The sequence below is a fragment of the Kitasatospora cinereorecta genome, from assembly GCF_024172095.1.
In the GTDB taxonomy this organism is placed as follows: domain Bacteria; phylum Actinomycetota; class Actinomycetes; order Streptomycetales; family Streptomycetaceae; genus Kitasatospora; species Kitasatospora cinereorecta.
The window spans coordinates 145,728-162,776 of the sequence record NZ_JAMZDX010000005.1; the positions used below are offsets into that span (position 1 = coordinate 145,728).

14 protein-coding genes are annotated in these 17,049 nt (G+C 74.9%); 6 read left to right on the forward strand and 8 right to left on the reverse strand.

Features of this window, described 5'->3' with window-relative positions:
- Nucleotides 1-103: 103 nt before the first annotated feature.
- On the forward strand, nucleotides 104-904 hold the full coding sequence (locus FHR36_RS26335) for a tyrosine-protein phosphatase (RefSeq protein ID WP_253800989.1): 801 nt from the start codon (nucleotides 104-106) through the stop codon (nucleotides 902-904).
- Nucleotides 905-937: 33 nt separating this feature from the next.
- Here FHR36_RS26335 and FHR36_RS26340 read toward each other — a convergent pair whose 3' ends face one another.
- Nucleotides 938-1,936, reverse strand: a complete 999-nt coding sequence (locus FHR36_RS26340; protein ID WP_253800991.1) for a PHP domain-containing protein — start codon at nucleotides 1,934-1,936, stop codon at nucleotides 938-940.
- Between the two features lie 151 nt (nucleotides 1,937-2,087).
- Between FHR36_RS26340 and FHR36_RS26345 the strand changes: the two genes are divergently transcribed.
- A complete protein-coding gene (locus FHR36_RS26345; RefSeq protein WP_253800993.1) occupies nucleotides 2,088-3,038 on the forward strand; it encodes an AurF N-oxygenase family protein in 951 nt (316 codons plus the stop codon).
- A gap of 381 nt (nucleotides 3,039-3,419) precedes the next feature.
- Here FHR36_RS26345 and FHR36_RS26350 read toward each other — a convergent pair whose 3' ends face one another.
- Nucleotides 3,420-6,314: an ATP-binding protein gene (locus FHR36_RS26350; protein WP_253800995.1), complete on the reverse strand. Its 2,895-nt coding sequence runs from the start codon at nucleotides 6,312-6,314 to the stop codon at nucleotides 3,420-3,422.
- Between the two features lie 191 nt (nucleotides 6,315-6,505).
- On the opposite strand from FHR36_RS26350, the gene FHR36_RS26355 reads away from it, so the two are divergent.
- A complete protein-coding gene (locus FHR36_RS26355) occupies nucleotides 6,506-8,041 on the forward strand; it encodes an MFS transporter (protein WP_253800996.1) in 1,536 nt (511 codons plus the stop codon).
- Between the two features lie 106 nt (nucleotides 8,042-8,147).
- On the opposite strand, the gene purB is transcribed toward FHR36_RS26355, so the two are convergent.
- Nucleotides 8,148-9,587 carry an adenylosuccinate lyase gene (gene purB / locus FHR36_RS26360; RefSeq protein WP_253800997.1) on the reverse strand — a complete coding sequence of 480 codons (1,440 nt, stop codon included), beginning with the start codon at nucleotides 9,585-9,587 and terminating at the stop codon, nucleotides 8,148-8,150.
- 105 nt (nucleotides 9,588-9,692) lie between these two features.
- Between purB and FHR36_RS26365 the strand changes: the two genes are divergently transcribed.
- On the forward strand, nucleotides 9,693-10,046 hold the full coding sequence (locus tag FHR36_RS26365) for a DUF6204 family protein (protein WP_253800998.1): 354 nt from the start codon (nucleotides 9,693-9,695) through the stop codon (nucleotides 10,044-10,046).
- Nucleotides 10,047-10,079: 33 nt separating this feature from the next.
- On the opposite strand, the gene FHR36_RS26370 is transcribed toward FHR36_RS26365, so the two are convergent.
- The 4 genes from FHR36_RS26370 to FHR36_RS26385 all read right to left on the reverse strand — a co-directional run bounded on the left by FHR36_RS26370 (nucleotide 10,080) and on the right by FHR36_RS26385 (nucleotide 12,790).
- A complete protein-coding gene (locus FHR36_RS26370) occupies nucleotides 10,080-10,982 on the reverse strand; it encodes a DUF2797 domain-containing protein (RefSeq protein ID WP_253800999.1) in 903 nt (300 codons plus the stop codon).
- 71 nt (nucleotides 10,983-11,053) lie between these two features.
- Nucleotides 11,054-11,521, reverse strand: a complete 468-nt coding sequence (locus FHR36_RS26375) for a MarR family winged helix-turn-helix transcriptional regulator (RefSeq protein ID WP_253801000.1) — start codon at nucleotides 11,519-11,521, stop codon at nucleotides 11,054-11,056.
- 76 nt (nucleotides 11,522-11,597) lie between these two features.
- Nucleotides 11,598-12,035, reverse strand: a complete 438-nt coding sequence (locus tag FHR36_RS26380) for a DUF3037 domain-containing protein (protein WP_253801002.1) — start codon at nucleotides 12,033-12,035, stop codon at nucleotides 11,598-11,600.
- A complete protein-coding gene (locus FHR36_RS26385) occupies nucleotides 12,035-12,790 on the reverse strand; it encodes a HipA family kinase (protein WP_253801004.1) in 756 nt (251 codons plus the stop codon). Before FHR36_RS26385 ends, FHR36_RS26380 begins: the two co-directional genes overlap by 1 nt.
- 105 nt (nucleotides 12,791-12,895) lie before the next feature.
- On the opposite strand from FHR36_RS26385, the gene FHR36_RS26390 reads away from it, so the two are divergent.
- Together FHR36_RS26390 and FHR36_RS26395 are read left to right on the forward strand one after the other, a co-directional pair.
- Nucleotides 12,896-14,254 carry an NAD(P)/FAD-dependent oxidoreductase gene (locus tag FHR36_RS26390; protein ID WP_253801005.1) on the forward strand — a complete coding sequence of 453 codons (1,359 nt, stop codon included), beginning with the start codon at nucleotides 12,896-12,898 and terminating at the stop codon, nucleotides 14,252-14,254.
- A gap of 114 nt (nucleotides 14,255-14,368) precedes the next feature.
- On the forward strand, nucleotides 14,369-15,775 hold the full coding sequence (locus FHR36_RS26395; protein ID WP_253801006.1) for a glycoside hydrolase family 47 protein: 1,407 nt from the start codon (nucleotides 14,369-14,371) through the stop codon (nucleotides 15,773-15,775).
- Here FHR36_RS26395 and FHR36_RS26400 read toward each other — a convergent pair.
- Complete coding sequence (locus FHR36_RS26400; protein WP_253801007.1) at nucleotides 15,772-16,929, reverse strand: GDSL-type esterase/lipase family protein; 1,158 nt, start codon at nucleotides 16,927-16,929, stop codon at nucleotides 15,772-15,774. The genes FHR36_RS26395 and FHR36_RS26400 overlap by 4 nt on opposite strands.
- Nucleotides 16,930-17,049: the final 120 nt, after the last annotated feature.

Genomic DNA, 17,049 nt, shown 5'->3' on the forward strand with positions numbered 1-17,049 from the left:
CGGACGGGCGGACCGCGGGGGTGGCCCGACCGGACGCGCTCCACGGGCGCGCGGGGCCCGGCGCGCCTAGCGTGCTGGCAGGGTCCGTCGTCGGGAGGTCGTCATGCAGCACTCGCACATCGTGGACTCCGTCACCGTCGCCAACCTGCGCGATCTGGGCGGCATCGCCCTCCCGGACGGCTCCCGGACCCGCCCCGGCCTCGCCTTCCGCTCCGGCCAGCTCGACCGGCTGGACCCGTCCGGCGACCCGATGTTCGCCGCCCTCGGCATCCGTACGGTGATCGACCTGCGCACCCAGCAGGAGCGCTCCGCCCGCCCGGACCGGATGCCCGGCGGGGCGCACCTGCTGGTCGCCGACGTGCTGGCCGACACCGCCGGGACGGGCGCCACCGCCGCGCTGGCCGCCGCCATGGGCGACCCGGCCGCGGCCAACCGGGTGCTCGGCAACGGGCGCGCCGAGCGGGCGCTGACCGAGGACTACCGGGCCTTCGTCACCTGCGCCTCGGCCCGCCAGGCGTACAAGCACCTGATCACGGCGCTCGCCCACAAGGGCGGCGGCCCGGTGCTGTTCCACTGCACCGCGGGCAAGGACCGGACCGGGTGGGGCGCCTCGCTGGTGCTGATGCTGCTCGGCGCGGACGAAGCCACGGTGCGCGGCGAGTACCTGTCGGTCAACGCGGCGGTGCGGGCGGAGTTCGCGCCGGCCATCGCCGAGTTCGTGGCGGCGGGCGGTGACCCGGAGATCGCGGACGCGGTGCTCTCGGTCCGCCCGGGCTACCTGGCGGCCGCCCTGGAGACCATGACCGACCTGTGGGGCGACGTGGAGAGCTACGCCCGGGCCGGCCTGGGCCTCAAGGACGAGACGCTGGACAGCCTGCGCGAACGGCTGGCCGTGACCGCCTGAGACCTGGCGGCGGTTTGAAGACGGACCCCAGGATCAGCGACCTGCCGTCCAGGCGAGCAGCTGCTCCGCGGTCCAGGTGGTGACGATCCGGTCCGGGCCGAGCCCGGCGACCGCTGCGCGTTCGCATCCGCTGCCCTGCCAGTCCAGTTGGCCGGGCGCGTGGGCGTCGGTGTCGATCGAGAACAGGCAGCCGGCGTCGACCGCGAGCGGCAGCAGCCGGGACGGCGGGTCGCGGCGGTCCGGGCGGCAGTTGATCTCGACCGCCGTCCCGCTCTCGGCGCAGGCGGCGAACACCGCCTCGGCGTCGAACGCCGACTCCGGCCGGGGTTTGTCGCCCAGGCGCCGCCCGGTGCAGTGGCCGAGCACGTCGACCAGCGGGTTGCGGACGGCGGCCAGCATCCGACGGGTCATCGCGGCCCGGTCCATCCGCAGCTTGGAGTGGACCGAGGCGACCACCACGTCCAGGCGGGCCAGCAGCTCGTCCTCCTGGTCGAGCGCGCCGTCGTCGAGGATGTCGCACTCGATCCCGGTGAGCAGCCGGAACGGCGCCAGGTCGGCGTTGAGCGCCGCCACCGCGTCGAGTTGCTCGCGCAGCCGCTCGGCGCTCAGTCCGCGGGCGACCGTCAGCCGGGGCGAGTGGTCGGTGAGGACGGCCCACTCGTGGCCGAGTTCGCGGGCGGTACGGGCCATCAGCGCGATCGGGCTGCTGCCGTCGGACCAGTCCGAGTGCAGGTGGCAGTCGCCGCGGACGGCGGCCCGCAGCTCGGCGCCGGCCGGCGGGACGGTCAGGTCGGCGCGCGCCTCGACCTCCGCCAGGTAGGCGGGCAGCTGTCCGGCCGAGGCCTCGGCGATGACCTGCGCGGTGACCGGGCCGACCCCGGGCAGCCGGGCGGCCCGGCCGGCGTCCACCGGCCCGTCGGGCAGGCGGGCGGCCGCCTCGGCGGCCGTGCGGAAGGCCTTCACCCGGTAGGGGGAGGCCTGTTCGCGTTCCAGCAGGAAGGCGATCCGTTCCAGCGCGGTGACCGGGTCCATGCCGCCAGTTTCGCCGCCGCCTGCCGGGCCCGCGCTGCGAGCGGATCACCCGGAAGTCTTGTTGACAGGCGGTCTAATTGCTTTACTCCTCCTGGAGCCCACCGCCGCCACTCCCCCACCACGCCCCGCCCTCACGTCCCGGAGCAGCCGCATGCCGCACGCCCCCAGCCGCACCGCCGACCGCACCGCCGACCGCACCGCCGACCGCACCGCCGACCGCACCGCCGACCGCGAGCAGAACGCCGCCCGCCTGCTGCGCGCCTCCGCCCGGCACTCCTACGACCCGCTCACCGAGATCGACTGGGACACCCCCCTCGACCCGGACCAATTCGCGCTCGCCCCGCACCGGGTCTCGCTCTACGGCACCCCGCTCTGGGACCGCCTCGACCCCCGGCAGCAGGCCCGGCTGAGCGTCCACCAGCTGGCCAGCACCACCTGCGCCGGCATCTGGTTCGAACTGATCCTGATGGAGGGCCTGGTCCGGCACGCGTACGACGGCGACCTCGCCACCCAGCACACCCGGTACGCCCTCACCGAGGTCGCCGACGAGTGCCGCCACTCCACCATGTTCGCCCGCTACATCGCCGCCACCGGCTACCCCTCGGCCCGGCCCACCACCCGCGCCCAGCGCCTCGGCCGCCTGCACATGCGGCTCAACGACACCACCATGACCTTCGCCGGCGCGATCTTCGTCGAGGAGTTCACCGACGCGATGCAGCGGGAGATGATCCGCGACGAGAGCCTGCAGCCGCTCGGCCGGGCCGTCGCCCGGATCCACGTCATCGAGGAGGCCCGCCACATCGGCTACGCCAAGCCCGAACTCGAACGCCGCTGGGCCAGGATGAGCGCCCCGCGCCGCGCCGTGTTCCGCCGTGCCCTCGCCTACCTCGCCCACCAGTCCGTCGCCGAGATCGTCCACCCCCGGGTCTACACCCTGGCCGGCCTCGACCCGCGCGAGGCGCAGCGCGCCGCCGCGCAGAACCCGTACTGGCGGCAGACCCGGATCGACTGGTCCCGCAAGGCCGTCGAGTTCTTCACCGAGATCGGCGTCATCGACCGCAGCGTCGAGCGGATGTGGCGCCGGGCCTCGCTCCTGCCCTGACCGGAACGGGGGCGGGACCGGCCACGGGGAGGGCGGGGTCACCTCACCGCCGTCCGCGCCGCCCGGCCCACCCTGCCCTACTCCGTCCCCGCGGCCCGGCGGCCGGGCCGCCCCTCAGTCCCGGACCTCCCGGACCTCCCGGACTCCCCGGACTCGCCGAACTCCGCGTCGACGAAATGCTCACGTGCGTAGCGCCGGAAGCGCTCGCGCCGCCCCGCCGGGTCCGGCAGGCCGGAGCGGACGGTCTCGGCGTTCGGTGTCGCGGACAGCACTCGTGGCTTCATCGGCGGACCTCCCCTGATCGGTCGGGCTGACGTGCCCCACCAGCAAACGCGCCGGCGCCACCGGTGATCAATGCGTAGCGCTACCCATCCGGCGGCGCTAACCCTGGGTACCGCCGCCGTCCGCCGCCCGGGCCAGCGCCTCCCGCAGCTGTGCCCGCCCGACGCCGAGCTTGCGCAGCGCGCTCGCCACGTGGTGCTCGACGGTCCGCGGCGACAGGAACAGCGCCTGCGCGACGTCCTGGTTGCTGGCGCCCTGGGCGACCAGCTCCGCCACCTGCCGCTCGCGCGGCGAGAGGCCCTCGCCGTAGCCGCGTCGGCCGGGCGAGGCGATCCGGCCGAGCCGCAGGTCGCGGCGGACGTGCCGGCAGCGCGCGGCGTCCGAGGCGGCGCCGAGCGCGCCGAACGCGTCCTCGGCCGCGGCGAGCCGCTCGGCCGCGTCGGCGGGGTCGCGCTCGGCGAGGGCGCGGGCCAGCCGCTCCTCGGCCCGGACCGCCTCGTACGGGCGGCCGATCGCCCGCCAGCGGTCGCCGGCCTGCCGGTAGGCGGCGGCCGCCGCCTGCGGGTCCGGCCCGTCGAGCAGCAGGCCGCGGGCCAGGGCGAGGGCGGCCGAGGCGGCGGGGGCGTCGACGGTGGTGAGGCGGTCGGCGGCGTCCGCGGTGAGCCGTTCGGCGCCGGTCCGGTCGCCGGCGGCGAGGGCGGTCTCCACCGCGACCGGCAGCAGGTCGGCGGCGCGCGCCCAGGCGTCGGCGGCGCGCAGCGCGACGAGGGCGGGTGCGAGGGTGGCGGCGGCCTGGGCGGTGTCGCCCTCGGCGAGCCGCAGGGCGGCCAGTCCGGCGGCGGCCCGCAGGGCCACGGTGACCTGGGTCTCCCGTTCGCCGTAGGCCGTGGCGGCGGCGAACTCCCGCTGGGCGTGGGCGAGTCGGCCGCGTGCGGCGGCGAGGCGGCCGAGCAGCAGGGCGCGTTCGGCGCCGGCCATGGCGATTTCGGGGAACTCGGCGCCGAGCGCCGCGAAGCGTTCCTCGAGGCCGTCCCACCGGCCGACCAGCCCGTCCAGCCGGAGCTGGGCGATCCGGCTGTAGCACTCCAGGTACGGGATGGCGGCGAGCCGGGCCAGTTGGCGGCTCTCGGCGAGCAGCCGGGCGGCCCGGGCGTCGTGGCCGAGGTCGAGGGCGAGGTCGCCGGTGTTGAACAGCGCGCGGGTGGTCTGCCGGACGATCTCCGGGTGGTCCGAGGTGCGCGGCAGCAGGTCGAGTTCGGGCCAGAGGTCGGGGTCGCCGCCGCGGGCCCGCAGGGTGAGCCGGGTGGCGCGGACGGCGGCGGAGACCTCCGGGTCGGGGTGGTCGGCGAGGGCCTTCTCGGCGCGGGCCATCCAGTCGGCCGCGCGCTCGCCGGCGCCGTCGCGTTCGTTCATGGCGACCGCGACCATGGCCCGGGCGGCCCGGGCCGGGCGTTCGGCCAGCTCGTCGACGGCCTGCTCGATCTGGGTGAACCCGGCGCGGTCGCCCGCGTGGGTGGCCATCAGCATGCCGAGGCTGAACCGGATCTCGCCGCGGTCGGCGACCGGCAGCCGGGGGTCGGCGACGATCTCGGTGAGGGTCCTGGTGCTGGCGGCCGGGTCGACGCCGTCGGCGGCGATCCGGGACAGCGCGAGGGCGGACCGGCCGCGCCGGTCGGCGTCCAGGTCGCCGTCGGCGAGCAGCCCGCGCAGCAGGGCGCCGGCGCTGCCGGTGTCGCCCCGGGCGACGGCCTGCTCGGCGGCGGCCCAGGCGACCTCCTGCCAGGCGTGGCGGTCGCCGAGGGCGCAGGTGTGGTGGGCGATCTGGACCAGCGGCTGCGGGTCGCGGGCGGTGAGGGCGGCGACGGCCCGCCGGTGCAGCACGGCCCGCACCGGTCCCGGGGTGCGGCGGTAGGCGACCTGCTGGGCCAGCGTGTGCCGGAAGGCGTACCGGGCCGGGGGCTGCTCGTGCAGGGCGGCGGCGCGCAGCGCCTCGATCAGGCCCTCGGCGGTGGTGGCGGGGTCGAGCGCGGCGACGGCGGCGATCAGCTCCTCGTCGGCGGGCACGCCGAGCACGGCGACCGCCTCGACCACTGCGGCGGCCTTCGGGCCGAGCGCGGCGAGGCGCTCGGTGACGGCGTCGCGCAGGCCGCGCGGGACCTCGGAGTGCTCCAGGTCGGACGCGAGGTCGGCGGCGTCGGTCAGGTCGGCGGGCTCGCCCTGCTCGCCGAGGGTGATCAGGTCCTCCTCGGCCACCAGCGGCAGGCCCTCGCTGCGGTCGTACAGCACTCGGGCGAGCGCGGGGGTGGCGCGGGTCCCGAGGGCGGCCCGGGCCAGGTCGTGCACCTCGGACTCGGCGAGCGGGCCGAGCCGTACCAGCGCGCCGCCGACGCCGGGCGGGCGGCGGTAGGCGGCGCCCAGTGCGGGGGTGTCGGGCGGGAGGTCCTCGTCGCGGTAGGTGAGCACCAGGGTGAGGCCGGGGGGCAGGTCGCGGGCGAGCAGCAGCAGGAGTTCACGGGTCGCCTCGTCCACCCAGTGCACGTCCTCGACCACCAGCACCGCCTCGCCGAGGGCGCCGAGCACCGCCCGGACGGCCCGGACCAGCCGGTGCCGTTCGGCGGCGGGGTCGCCCGGGGCGGGCGGGGGCGGCGGCAGCAGCTCGGCGAGGTCGGGCAGCAGCGGGGCGAGCGCGCCGGCACTGGGCGGGATCTGCCGGACCGGCGGCAGCAGCGGTCCGATCCCGCGCAGCGCGTCGACCACCGGGCCGAACGGAAGCGGTTCGCGCAGCGGGTGGCAGAAGCCGGTCAGCACCCGCCGGCCGGACTCCGCGACCGCCTCGGTGACCAGCCGTGACTTCCCGATCCCGGCCTCGCCCTCGACCAGCACCACGGCGGGCGGCCGGCGCAGCGCCTCCACCAGCCGGGCCAGCTCGCGGCGCCGCCCGACGAACCCGAATCCGGCGCCCGCCGCCCGCGGTTCCTCCGCCCGCCTCACCACGGGCGCATCCGTTGGAGCCGTCCGGCGGCGCGGCGGCAGCGGTCGGGGCGGGTTGCGGCCATGCGCCCATGATGCCGCCCCGACCGCCCGCGATCACCCCCCGGGGTCCCGCCCGGGCCGACTTGGGCGGCGATCGGTCGATCTCCGCGGGAACACTGGCGCCGGCCCCGCCGCGGGCGGACGATCGGGGGGTGACCACAACGGGCGAGGCCGGCGCGATCCGGCTGGGGACGGCGGGCGGCCGCTGGGTGGTCCTGGCCACGGTGCTGGGCTCGGGCATGGCGATGCTCGACGGGACGGTCGTCAACGTCGCGCTGCCCCGGATCGGCGAGGACCTCGGCGCCTCGCTCGCCTCCCTGCAGTGGACCGTCAACGCCTACATGCTCACCCTGGCCGCGCTGATCCTGCTCGGCGGTTCGCTCGGCGACCGGTACGGGCGGCGGCGGGTGTTCCTGATCGGCGTCTGCTGGTTCGCCGTCGCGTCGGCGATCTGCGCCGCCGCGCCGACCATCCAGGTACTGATCCTGGCGCGGGCGCTGCAGGGCATCGGCGGCGCGCTGCTGACGCCGGGTTCGCTGGCGATGCTGCAGGCGGTGTTCCATCCGGACGACCGGGCGGCCGCGGTGGGCGCCTGGTCGGGCCTGGGCGGTGTGGCGGCGGCGGTCGGCCCGTTCCTGGGCGGCTGGCTGGTGACCGGCCCGGGCTGGCGGTGGATCTTCCTGCTGAACGTGCCGCTGGCCGTGGTGGTGATCGCGGTGACGGCCCGGCACGTACCGGAGACCCGCGACCCGGAGCAGTCCGGCCGCTTCGACGTGCTCGGCGCGGTGCTCGCCGCCCTCGCGCTCGGCGGGGTGACCTACGCCCTCACCGAGCCGGGCCGCACCTTCGCGCTGCTGCTCGGCGTCGCCGGGGTGGCCTGCGGCGTGGCGTTCGTCCTGGTCGAGCGGCGCGCGGCGCAGCCGATGCTGCCGCTGACGCTGTTCCGCTCGCGGCTGTTCAGCTCGGTCAACGTGGTGACGCTCTGCGTGTACGGCGCGTTCAGCGGCGTGTTCCTGCTGCTGACCGTGCAGTTGCAGATCGTTTCCGGGTTCAGCCCGCTGGTCGCGGGCGTGGCGCTGGTGCCGATCACCGTGCTGATGCTGGCGTTCTCCAGCCGGGCCGGGGCGCTCGGCCGGCGGATCGGCCCGCGGGTGCCGCTGACGGTGGGGCCGATGCTGTGTGCGGCCGGGGTGCTGCTGATGCTGCGGATCGGGTCGGACGCCTCGTACTGGACGGACGTGCTGCCCGCGGTCACGGTGCTGGGCTGCGGGATGACACTGCTGGTGGCGCCGCTGACCGCGACCGTGCTGGCGGCGGTGGAGGTGCGGCACGCCGGGATCGCCAGCGGGGTGAACAACGCCGCGGCCCGCGCTGCCGGCCTGCTGGCGGTGGCGGCGCTGCCGGCGCTGGCCGGGCTCAGCGGCGACGCGTACACCGTCCCGGCCGAGGTGGACGACGCCTTCCACACCGCGATGCTGATCTGCGCCGGCCTGCTGGCGGCCGGCGGCCTGATCGCGCTGACGACCGTCCGGACCAACGTCCTGGACCATGTGGAGCCGCTCGCCGAGCCGGACTGCGACTGGTACTCCGGCCCCACCAGCCCGCCGCTGGACCCCGGCCACGAGTGCCCGACGCACCATCCCGCCACGGCCGCCGAGGGCCACGAGCAACCGCCCCACCGGACCTGACCGGGCCCTGCGCGGCGGCAGACGCCGGACCGGCCCCGCCGCGGGTGCGACGGGGCCGGTCCGGCGTTGCGGTGCCTCTGACCGTCGGAGGACGGTCGGAGGGGGGTCAGAGGATGTCGCCCGGCGCGTACTTCGCGGCGGCCGGGTGGGCGTCGGCGACGGCCTCGATGCGGCGGACCACCTCGGCGACCTGGGCGCCGGCCGCGCCGGTGAAGGAGAGCCGGTCGGCGAGCAGCGCGTCCAGCGCGGCCCGGTCGAGCGGGATCCGCTCGTCGTCGGCGAGGCGGCCGAGCAGCGCGTTCTCGCGGGCGCCCTCGCGCATGGCGAGCGCCGAGGCGACCGCGTGCTCCTTGATGACCTCGTGGGCGGTCTCGCGGCCGACGCCGGCCCGCACCGCGCCCATCAGCACCTTGGTGGTGGCGAGGAACGGCAGGTAGCGGTCGAGCTCGGCCTCGATCACGGCCGGGAAGGCACCGAACTCGTCGAGCACGGTCAGGAAGGTCTCCAGCAGGCCGTCGAAGGCGAAGAACGCGTCCGGCAGCGCCACGCGGCGCACCACGGAGCAGGAGACGTCGCCCTCGTTCCACTGGTCGCCGCCGAGCTCGGCGGTCATCGAGGCGTAGCCGCGCAGGATCACGGCCAGGCCGTTGACCCGCTCGCAGGACCGGGTGTTCATCTTGTGCGGCATCGCGGACGAGCCGACCTGGCCGGCCTTGAAGCCCTCGGTGACCAGCTCGTGGCCGGCCATCAGGCGGATCGTCTTGGCCAGGCTGGACGGCGCGGCGGCGAGCTGCACCAGGGCGGTGACGACCTCGAAGTCCAGCGAGCGCGGGTACACCTGGCCGACCGAGGTCAGCACGTTGTCGAAGCCGAGGTGGCCGGCGACCCGGCGCTCCAGCTCGGCGAGCTTCTCGGCGTCGCCGCCGAGCAGGTCGAGCATGTCCTGGGCGGTGCCGACCGGGCCCTTGATGCCGCGCAGCGGGTAGCGGGCGATCAGCTCCTCGAGGCGGGCGAAGGCGACCAGCAGCTCGTCGGCGACGGTGGCGAAGCGCTTGCCGAGGGTGGTGGCCTGGGCGGCGACGTTGTGCGAACGGCCGGCCATGACCAGCTCGGAGTACTGGGCCGACAGGCGGCCGAGGCGCACCAGCACGGCGACCGTGCGGTCGCGCACGTGCTCCAGGGACTGGCGGATCTGCAGCTGCTCGACGTTCTCGGTGAGGTCCCGAGAGGTCATGCCCTTGTGGATCTGCTCGTGGCCGGCGAGGTCGCTGAACTCCTCGATCCGGGCCTTCACGTCGTGGCGGGTGACCCGCTCCCGGGCGGCGATCGACTCCAGGTCGACCTGGTCGATGACGCGCTCGTAGTCGGCGACGGCGTCGGCCGGCACCTCGATGCCGAGGTCCTGCTGCGCCTTCAGCACGGCGAGCCACAGGTGGCGCTCGAGGACCACCTTGTGCTCGGGGGACCACAGCTGGGCCAGGGTCGCCGAGGCGTACCGGGAGGCCAGGACATTGGGGATCTGGGGCTTCGCGCTCACGCTTCGCAAGCCTAACAGTCGAGGTCAGCCGCGCCGCTGCCGCCCGGCCCCCGGCACGCTGCACCGGTGGAAAACCGGATGAACCGCCCGGCCCCGGGAGGTTAGGGTCCCGCCATGACCCAGCGCACCTTCCGCATCCTCGTCCGCGGCTCCTTCGACGCCCTCACCGAGGAGCAGCGGGCCGGGCTGCTCGCCGAGGCCGCCGAGCACGACGTGCTGAGCGCCGCCTTCACGGCGGTGGGCCATCTCAGCTACGACCTGGCCGCCCGCCCGTTCTTCGCCTTCCGCTTCCTGGAGCACGGCGAGGCCGAGGAGGACATCGCTGCGGCGACCGTCCGGGCCGAGACCGCCGCCGAGCTGTGGCTGACCGACCGCGGCTACGGGTACAAGAACCTGAAGTCCACCGCCGAGGACCTCTCGCTGGCGCCGCTCGGCGCCCGGCAGCGGCGCGCCCGCAACGCCGGCTGAGACGCCGCGGCCGGACCGTCCGGCCGGCGGGGCTCAGAACAGCGCGTCCTGCGCCGCCTCGTCGGGCGGCCGGGCGCGCGCCGTCAGTTCGATCCCCTCGCACCGCTGTGCGGGGATCGCCCGCAGCGCCCAACCGGTGAGCAGCCGGGTGTCCAGCAGCAGCGGCTCGCCGCCCTCGGCCCGGTCCAGGAACAGCCGCCCGCCGATCGCCGGGCGCAGCGCCCCGGCCAGCACGGCGCCGTCGCCGAGCGCCCTGACCTCGCCGTACGCCTCCGGCACCCCGCCGGCCAGCCCGAACAGGTCGACCTGGTCGACCAGCGGTCCGTCCGGCAGCAGCTCGAGGCCGTGTCCGGCCAGCAGGCGCAGCACCTCGCCGCGCAGCTCGCCGAGGCGGCAGTGGCGCTCGGCCGGGCCCGGCAGGTCCCACCAGGCGGCCGACTTCAGGCCGGACGGGATCCGCTCCCGGGCCAGCCCGGCCTGCGCCACGGTCAGCTCGGCCCGGCGCACGGCGGGCAGCCGGCCGCGTCCGACGAAGGTGAACGCCAGCGCCGCCTGCTCCTGCAGCCGCGCGGTGCCGCGCTCCTCGGCGGTCAGGCCGACCTTGAGCAGGCCGTCGCCGAACCAGGCGAGGTAGAGCCGGTAGGTGCGGCCGTCGTCGAAGATCTGGTCCCGGGCCAGGGCGAGGCCGCGGTCGGCGCTCTGGCAGGTGGGGCACTGCACGGTCCGGCTGTCCGCGGCGATCGTCTCCCGGTACGGACAGGGGCGCTGCCGGCCGCCGGTCCACACCCCGGCGCAGCGGCGCGGGCCGGCGATCCGCCAGCCGATCCGCAGCCCCGCACCGACCACCCGGGCGTGCTCGCGCCGGCCGTCGCCCGCGGTCAGCCGCGGTTCGCCGTCGATCCAGCGCAGCCCGGTGACCGTCCACACCCCGTCCACCGCCGACTCCTTCCGCCGGCCCCGACCCTACGCGGTGCCACTGACAACGAACCCGACGACGGGAGCGGGCCTCAGGGCGCGGGCCGCTCCTGGCTGAGCAGTGGGAGGACCTGCCGGCACAGCTGCTCGAGCGCGATCCGCTGGTCGGCGCTGAGGCTGTCGAAGGCCTGCTGGGCGCGGGTCATGTCCTCGCGGATCAGCTCCAGCACGGTGCGGCCCTGCTCGGTGATGGTGACGATCTTGACCCGCCGGTCGGCGGCGGCCGCCTCGCGGTGGGCGAGGCCGAGCGCCTCGAGGCGGTCGACGATGCCGGTGACGTTGGAGGCGTCACAGCCGAGCCGGCCGGCCAGCGCCCGCATCGGGACCGGCTCCAGCACCGACTTGAGCGCCTTGGCCTGGGAGGAGTTCAGCCCGTGCCGCGCCGCGGCCGCGGCGAAGTCCTGGAAGTACGCCGCACCGACGGCGGCCATCGTCTCCATCAGTTCGGCGGTGGAGGGTGCGACGCCGGTCGCTGTGGTGCCCGTGTCCGATGTGCCCATGGCGTCCAGATTAGCGCCCATTGCTTCACCGTCTCCAGTGTTGACTCGGCCAAGCACCTGGGGGCGCCGGCGCTGCTCAGAGCACCAGCTGATCGAACAGGTGCCGCAGCTCGCCCTCGGGGTCGCCGGTCAGCCCGGTGTGCACCGGCCCCGGCTGCACCACGGCGCTGCGCGGCGCGGTCAGCCAGCGGAAGCGCTGACCGGCGTTGTCGCCGGCGGCCGGTCCGGCCTCCGGCCCGCCCGCGCAGACCGCCTCGATCCCGCGCAGCGCCCGCCGCACGCCGGCCACGTCGGCCAGCGGGTCGAGGGCCAGCAGGCGTCCCTGGTCGAGATGGGTGCGCGCACCGAGGTACCCGGCGTGCCGGCAGTACAGCAGCACGCCGATGTTGACGCACTCGCCGCGCTCGACCCGCGGCACCGCCCGGATCAGCGCGTACTCGTAGTCATGCCGGTCCTGCCGCTCCACTCGGCCCACCCCGTCCGCCCCGTCCACCGCCGCCTCCCGAACGTCCATCAGCCCGCCACCTCCGGCAGCCAGTCGCGCGGGCCCGCCAGCCGGGCCGTCAGCTGCGCCGCGTACGCCTCGCGCACCGCCTCGGGCGACTCGAAGCCCGGTTCGTCCTCCAGCCACACCGCCGGGATCGCCGCCACCGCGGCCGCCAGCGCGGCCGGGGCCCGGTCGGCCAGCTCCTCGTCGACGGCCTTGAGGTCGCCGGCGACGTGCCGCAGCGCGTGGTCCGAGGCGTCGTACGGCTTGCGGATCCAGCCGGCCGCGCCGGGCCAGTGGTGGTGGAAGATCAGGCTGGCACCGTGGTCGATCAGCCGCAGCCCGCCGGCCGCGACCAGCAGGTTGGGGTTGCGCCAGGAGCGGTCGACGTTGCCGATCAGCGCGTCGAACCAGAGCACCCGGGCGGCGACGTCCGGGTCGACCTCGAAGCAGAGCGGGTCGAAGTTGAGCGCGCCGCTGACGAACGCCATGCCGAGGTTGGCGCCGCCGCTGGCCCGCATCTGCTCCTGAATCTGCTGCTCCGGCTCGCTGCGGGCGAGCACCGGGTCCAGGTCGACCAGCACCAGTTCGGGCACCGGCAGGCCGAGTCCGCGGCCGAGTTCACCCGCCAGCGCCTCGGCGATCAGCGCCTTGCGGCCCTGCGCGGCGCCGCACCACTTGAGCACGTACAAGCGCCGGTCGTCGGCCTCGATCAGGCCCGGCATCGAGCCGCCTTCGCGCAGTGGCGTCGCGTAACGGACCGCCGTCACCTCGGTGAGCATCCGGAAAGCCTATCGGGCCGCCCCGGTGGCAGCGGCGCTTGGGCCGTGCGAGTGTGGCGAACAGTTGTCCTGGTACGGCACGGACCTGCACGTAGGGGATGAACGATGGAGCGACCTCGGATCCTGATCGTGGGCGGCGGTTTCGCCGGCCTGGAGTGCGCCCGCCGACTGGAGCGCAAGCTCGCGCCCTCCGAGGCGGAGATCTCGCTGGTCACGCCGTTCAGCTACCAGCTCTATCTGCCGCTGCTGCCGCACGTCGCGGCCGGGGTGCTGACGCCCCAGTCGGTGGCGGTCTCGCTGCGCCGCTCGCTGCACCGCACGCACATCGTGCCCGGCGGTGCGATCGGCATCGACCCGCGGTCCAAGGTGGCCGTGGTACGGAAGATCACCGACGAGGTGGTCGCCGAACGGTACGACTACCTGGTGCTCGCGCCGGGCAGTGTGACCCGCACCTTCGACATCCCGGGCCTGCCCGACTACGCGCGCGGCATGAAGACGCTCGCCGAGGCGGCGTACATCCGCGACCACGTGATCTCCCAGCTCGACCTGGCCTCGACCTCGCTGGACGACCGGGAGCGCGAGTCGCGACTGCAGTTCGTGGTGGTCGGCGGCGGCTACGCGGGCACCGAGACGGCGGCCTGTCTGCAGCGCCTGACCACCGCCGCGTCCCGGCGCTACCCGCGGCTGGACGCCCGGCTGATCAAGTGGCACCTGATCGACATCGCCCCGAAGCTGATGCCCGAACTCGGCGACAAGCTCGGCGACACCGCGCTGCAGATCCTGCGGGCCCGCGGGGTGGAAGTCTCCCTCGGCGTGTCGATCGCCGAAGTCGGCGCGGAGAACGTCAAGTTCACCGACGGCCGGTCGCTCCCCTGCCGGACCCTGATCTGGACCGCCGGCGTCACCGCAAGCCCGCTGATCGGCACCCTGGACGCGGAGACCGTGCGCGGCCGGATCGCGGTCACCGCCGAGATGCGGGTCCCGCAGTTCGAAGGGGTGTTCGCGCTCGGCGATGCGGCGGCCGTCCCCGACCTCGCCAAGGGCGACGGCGCGGTCTGCCCGCCCACCGCCCAGCACTCCGCCCGGCAGGGCCGCGCGGTGGCCGACAACCTGGTCGCCGCGCTGCGCGGCCAGCCGCTCCAGCCGTACTTCCACAAGGACCTGGGCCTGGTCGTCGACCTCGGCGGCAAGGACGCCGTCTCCAAGCCGGTCGGCATCGAACTCCACGGCGTCCCGGCCCAGTTGGTGGCCCGCAGCTACCACATGATGGCGATGCGGACCAATGTCGCCAAGTTCCGGGTCGGCGCCAACTGGCTGCTGAACGCGACCGCCGGCGACGACTTCGTCCGGACCGGATTCCTGGCCCGCCAGCCCGCCCGGCTGCGCGACTTCGAGTACACCGACGTCTATCTGAGCAAGGACCAGGTCCGCGAGCACGCCCAGGCGCTGCTGGCGAAGGGGTGAACCGCAACACCCCGAACAACCGCGGCGCTCCCGTCCTGACCTGGGCGGGAGCGCCGACACGCGAGCGCGGCGGTTGGTGCCCGAACCCGTCGGCGGGCGCTAGCGTCCGGCTCCATGCGAGCCCTCCCCCAGCCCCGCCGCCGCACGGTGCTCACCGCCGCCGCGCTCGGCGCCGCCGCCGTCTCCGCCGCACCCGCCGCCCGGGCCGCGGACCTGCCGCCCGCCGCCTCGGTCGCCCAGGAGGTGCGGGACGAGTTCGTGCACAGCTGGGAGGGGTACAAGGCGGCGGCCTGGGGCTACGACGAGGTACGGCCGGTCTCCGGCGGGCACAACGACTTCTTCGCCTCCGGCCGGACCTTCGGCCTGTCCGTCGTCGAGGCGCTGGACACCCTGTGGCTGATGGAGCTCGACCAGGACGTGGCCCTGGCCGCCGACTGGATCGAACAGCACTTCGACCCCGCCCAGGACGCCGACGTCCAGGTCTTCGAGGCGGTGATCCGGCTGGTCGGCGGACTGCTCGCGGGCCACCTGTGCACCGGCCGCCCGGCCCTGCTCACCCGCTGCCGGGAGTTGACCGACCGGCTGCTGCCGGCCTTCACCTCCTCCCCCACCGGCATCCCCTACCGGTACGTCAACCTGCGCACCGGCGCGGTCTCCGGGAAGACCAGCCCGCTGGCCGAAGTGGGCACCAACGTCCTGGAGTTCGGGCTGCTCTCGCAACTCACCGGCGACTCCCGCTACTTCGACGCGGCCAAGCGCGCGTACCTGGCGGTGCTGCTGCGCCGCAGCTCGCTCGGGCTGCTCGGCACCTCGATCGACGTGGAGAGCGGCCGCTGGACCGACACCGTCTCCCGGCTGCCCAACCCGCCGGTGGACTCCTTCGTCGAGTACCTGTGGGCCGGCGGCGAACTGTTCGGCGACGCCGAACTGAGCGGCTGGTACCGGCAGGTGACCGACGCGGTGCTGCAGTACCAGCTGGAGCGGACCGGCGGCGGCGCCTGGTTCCGCCAAGTGGACTACGCCAGCGGGGCGGTGGTCGACCGGGAGGCCTCGGAGCTCGGCTCCTTCTACCCCGGCCTGCTCGGCAAGGGCGGCGACCTGGACCTGGCCCGGGAGCACTTCCGTTCCTGGAGCGCCCAGTTGGACCGCTTCCCGGTGCTGCCCGAGGTGATGGACTACAACACCGGCAAGGTCCGGATGGGCAACAACGACCTGCGTCCCGAGTACGTCAACTCGGCCTTCGACCTGTGGCGGTTGACCGGCGACGACGAGTACCGGCAGGCCGGCTACCGCTACTTCCAGGGCATCCGGGACAACCTCCGGGTCCCCGGCGGCTACACCACCGCCGACGACGTCACCGTCTCGCCGATGCGGCTCAAGGACCTGACGCCCGGCTACTGGTACGCCGAGAACCCCAAGTACCTGTACCTGATGTTCGCGGCGGCGCCGCGCTTCGACTACGCCACCGGTCTGCTGTCGACCGAGGGCAAGCTGCTGCGCGGCGCCGTCCGTCCGAGCTAGGACGCGGCGAGGTAGACGCCGGTGGCGTCCTGGCCCGCGGTGTTCCGGCAGGACCAGTTGCCCGTGGTCTTGGCGTTCATCAGGGTCAGGCACCGGCCGAGCGCCAGCTCGCCGTAGTAGTTCGGGTGGAACGACTCCTGCGTGGCGCCCTGGACGGTGGTGCCGAGGTCCAGGAAGCGGGCCCACTCGCTGGTGGTCGCCGACGGCGCGTTGCTCGGGGTCGCCATCTTCGTCGCCTTCGAGCAGACCTCCCGGCCCTGCAGCATGTCGCGCAGGTCCAGGAACTGCACGCCCTTGGCGGCGGCCACCTGGGCGATCCGGCCGGAGATCTCCGGGACCAGGGTGTCGCGGGCCCAGTCGGAGTCGGCGTCCCAGAACGGGCAGCCGCCGGTGTTGGTGCGGCTCCAGCCGCTCTCCGGGTAGCGGTTCTCCGAGCTGCGCGGGATCGGCGAGGGGTAGGACTGCAGCACGATCCGGTAGCTGCTCGCGGCGTACCCGGCGGCGGACATCACCGCGCGGATCTCGTCCACCGACTTGCCGACACCGGCCATCGCCGCGTCCATCTTGGCGTCCACGGCGGCCTGCTGGTCGTCGTGGCAGTACGACCACCAGATCTCGTAGTCCTGGACGCAGGTGGAGATCACGTCGGCGAAGCCGAGGTCGTTGCCGCCGATCGACAGGGTGATCAGCTTGACGTTGTACTGGGCGGCCACGGCGGCGAGTTGGTCCGCCTGCGGGGCCTCGCCCTTGAACGACTGGCCGCCGTTGGAGGCGCGGAAGACGTTCTGGCTCACGGCACCGGAGCAGGCCAGGTTGATCTGCGCCTGGTTGACCGTGGGGGCGCTGCGCACCTCGGAGACGTCCGAGCGGTCGCAGCCGCTGGCGTAGGTGGAACCGTAGACGCGGCTGCCGTCGTAGCCGCTGCCGGTCCAGGCCCGGTCGGTGCCGTCCCGGCTGCCGCTGGTGGTGTCGCTGTTGCCCTTCCAGCGGCCGGCCTCTCCGGAGATGTAGCTGTCGCCCATCGAGACGGTGGCGGTGGTTCCGGTGCCGGGGCTGGCGACGGCGGGCGTCGCGACGGCGGCGAGGGGCAGAATGAGCGCTGCTGCGGTGAGCAGGGCGAGTGTTCTCGGGGTTGTGCGTCGGCTCTTGGGCACGGCGAACTCCTGCGAACGGCCTTGCGGGGTGGGGTCGCAAGGCACGGGTGAGGGTGAGGCCGCCGGCCGGTGGCGCCAAGAATGTGACATGCACCCGCTTGTTACCGCTAGGTATCTCGC

Bases quoted from the DNA above. Each gene is read 5' to 3' on its own strand.
- FHR36_RS26335 (WP_253800989.1), top strand. From the start codon at position 104: ATGCAGCACTCGCACATCGTGGACTCCGTCACCGTCGCCAACCTGCGC.
- FHR36_RS26340 (WP_253800991.1), bottom strand. From the start codon at position 1,936: ATGGACCCGGTCACCGCGCTGGAACGGATCGCCTTCCTGCTGGAACGC.
- FHR36_RS26345 (WP_253800993.1), top strand. From the start codon at position 2,088: ATGCCGCACGCCCCCAGCCGCACCGCCGACCGCACCGCCGACCGCACC.
- FHR36_RS26365 (WP_253800998.1), top strand. From the start codon at position 9,693: ATGACCCAGCGCACCTTCCGCATCCTCGTCCGCGGCTCCTTCGACGCC.
- FHR36_RS26375 (WP_253801000.1), bottom strand. From the start codon at position 11,521: ATGGGCACATCGGACACGGGCACCACAGCGACCGGCGTCGCACCCTCC.
- FHR36_RS26380 (WP_253801002.1), bottom strand. From the start codon at position 12,035: ATGGACGTTCGGGAGGCGGCGGTGGACGGGGCGGACGGGGTGGGCCGA.
- FHR36_RS26385 (WP_253801004.1), bottom strand. From the start codon at position 12,790: ATGCTCACCGAGGTGACGGCGGTCCGTTACGCGACGCCACTGCGCGAA.
- FHR36_RS26390 (WP_253801005.1), top strand. From the start codon at position 12,896: ATGGAGCGACCTCGGATCCTGATCGTGGGCGGCGGTTTCGCCGGCCTG.
- FHR36_RS26395 (WP_253801006.1), top strand. From the start codon at position 14,369: ATGCGAGCCCTCCCCCAGCCCCGCCGCCGCACGGTGCTCACCGCCGCC.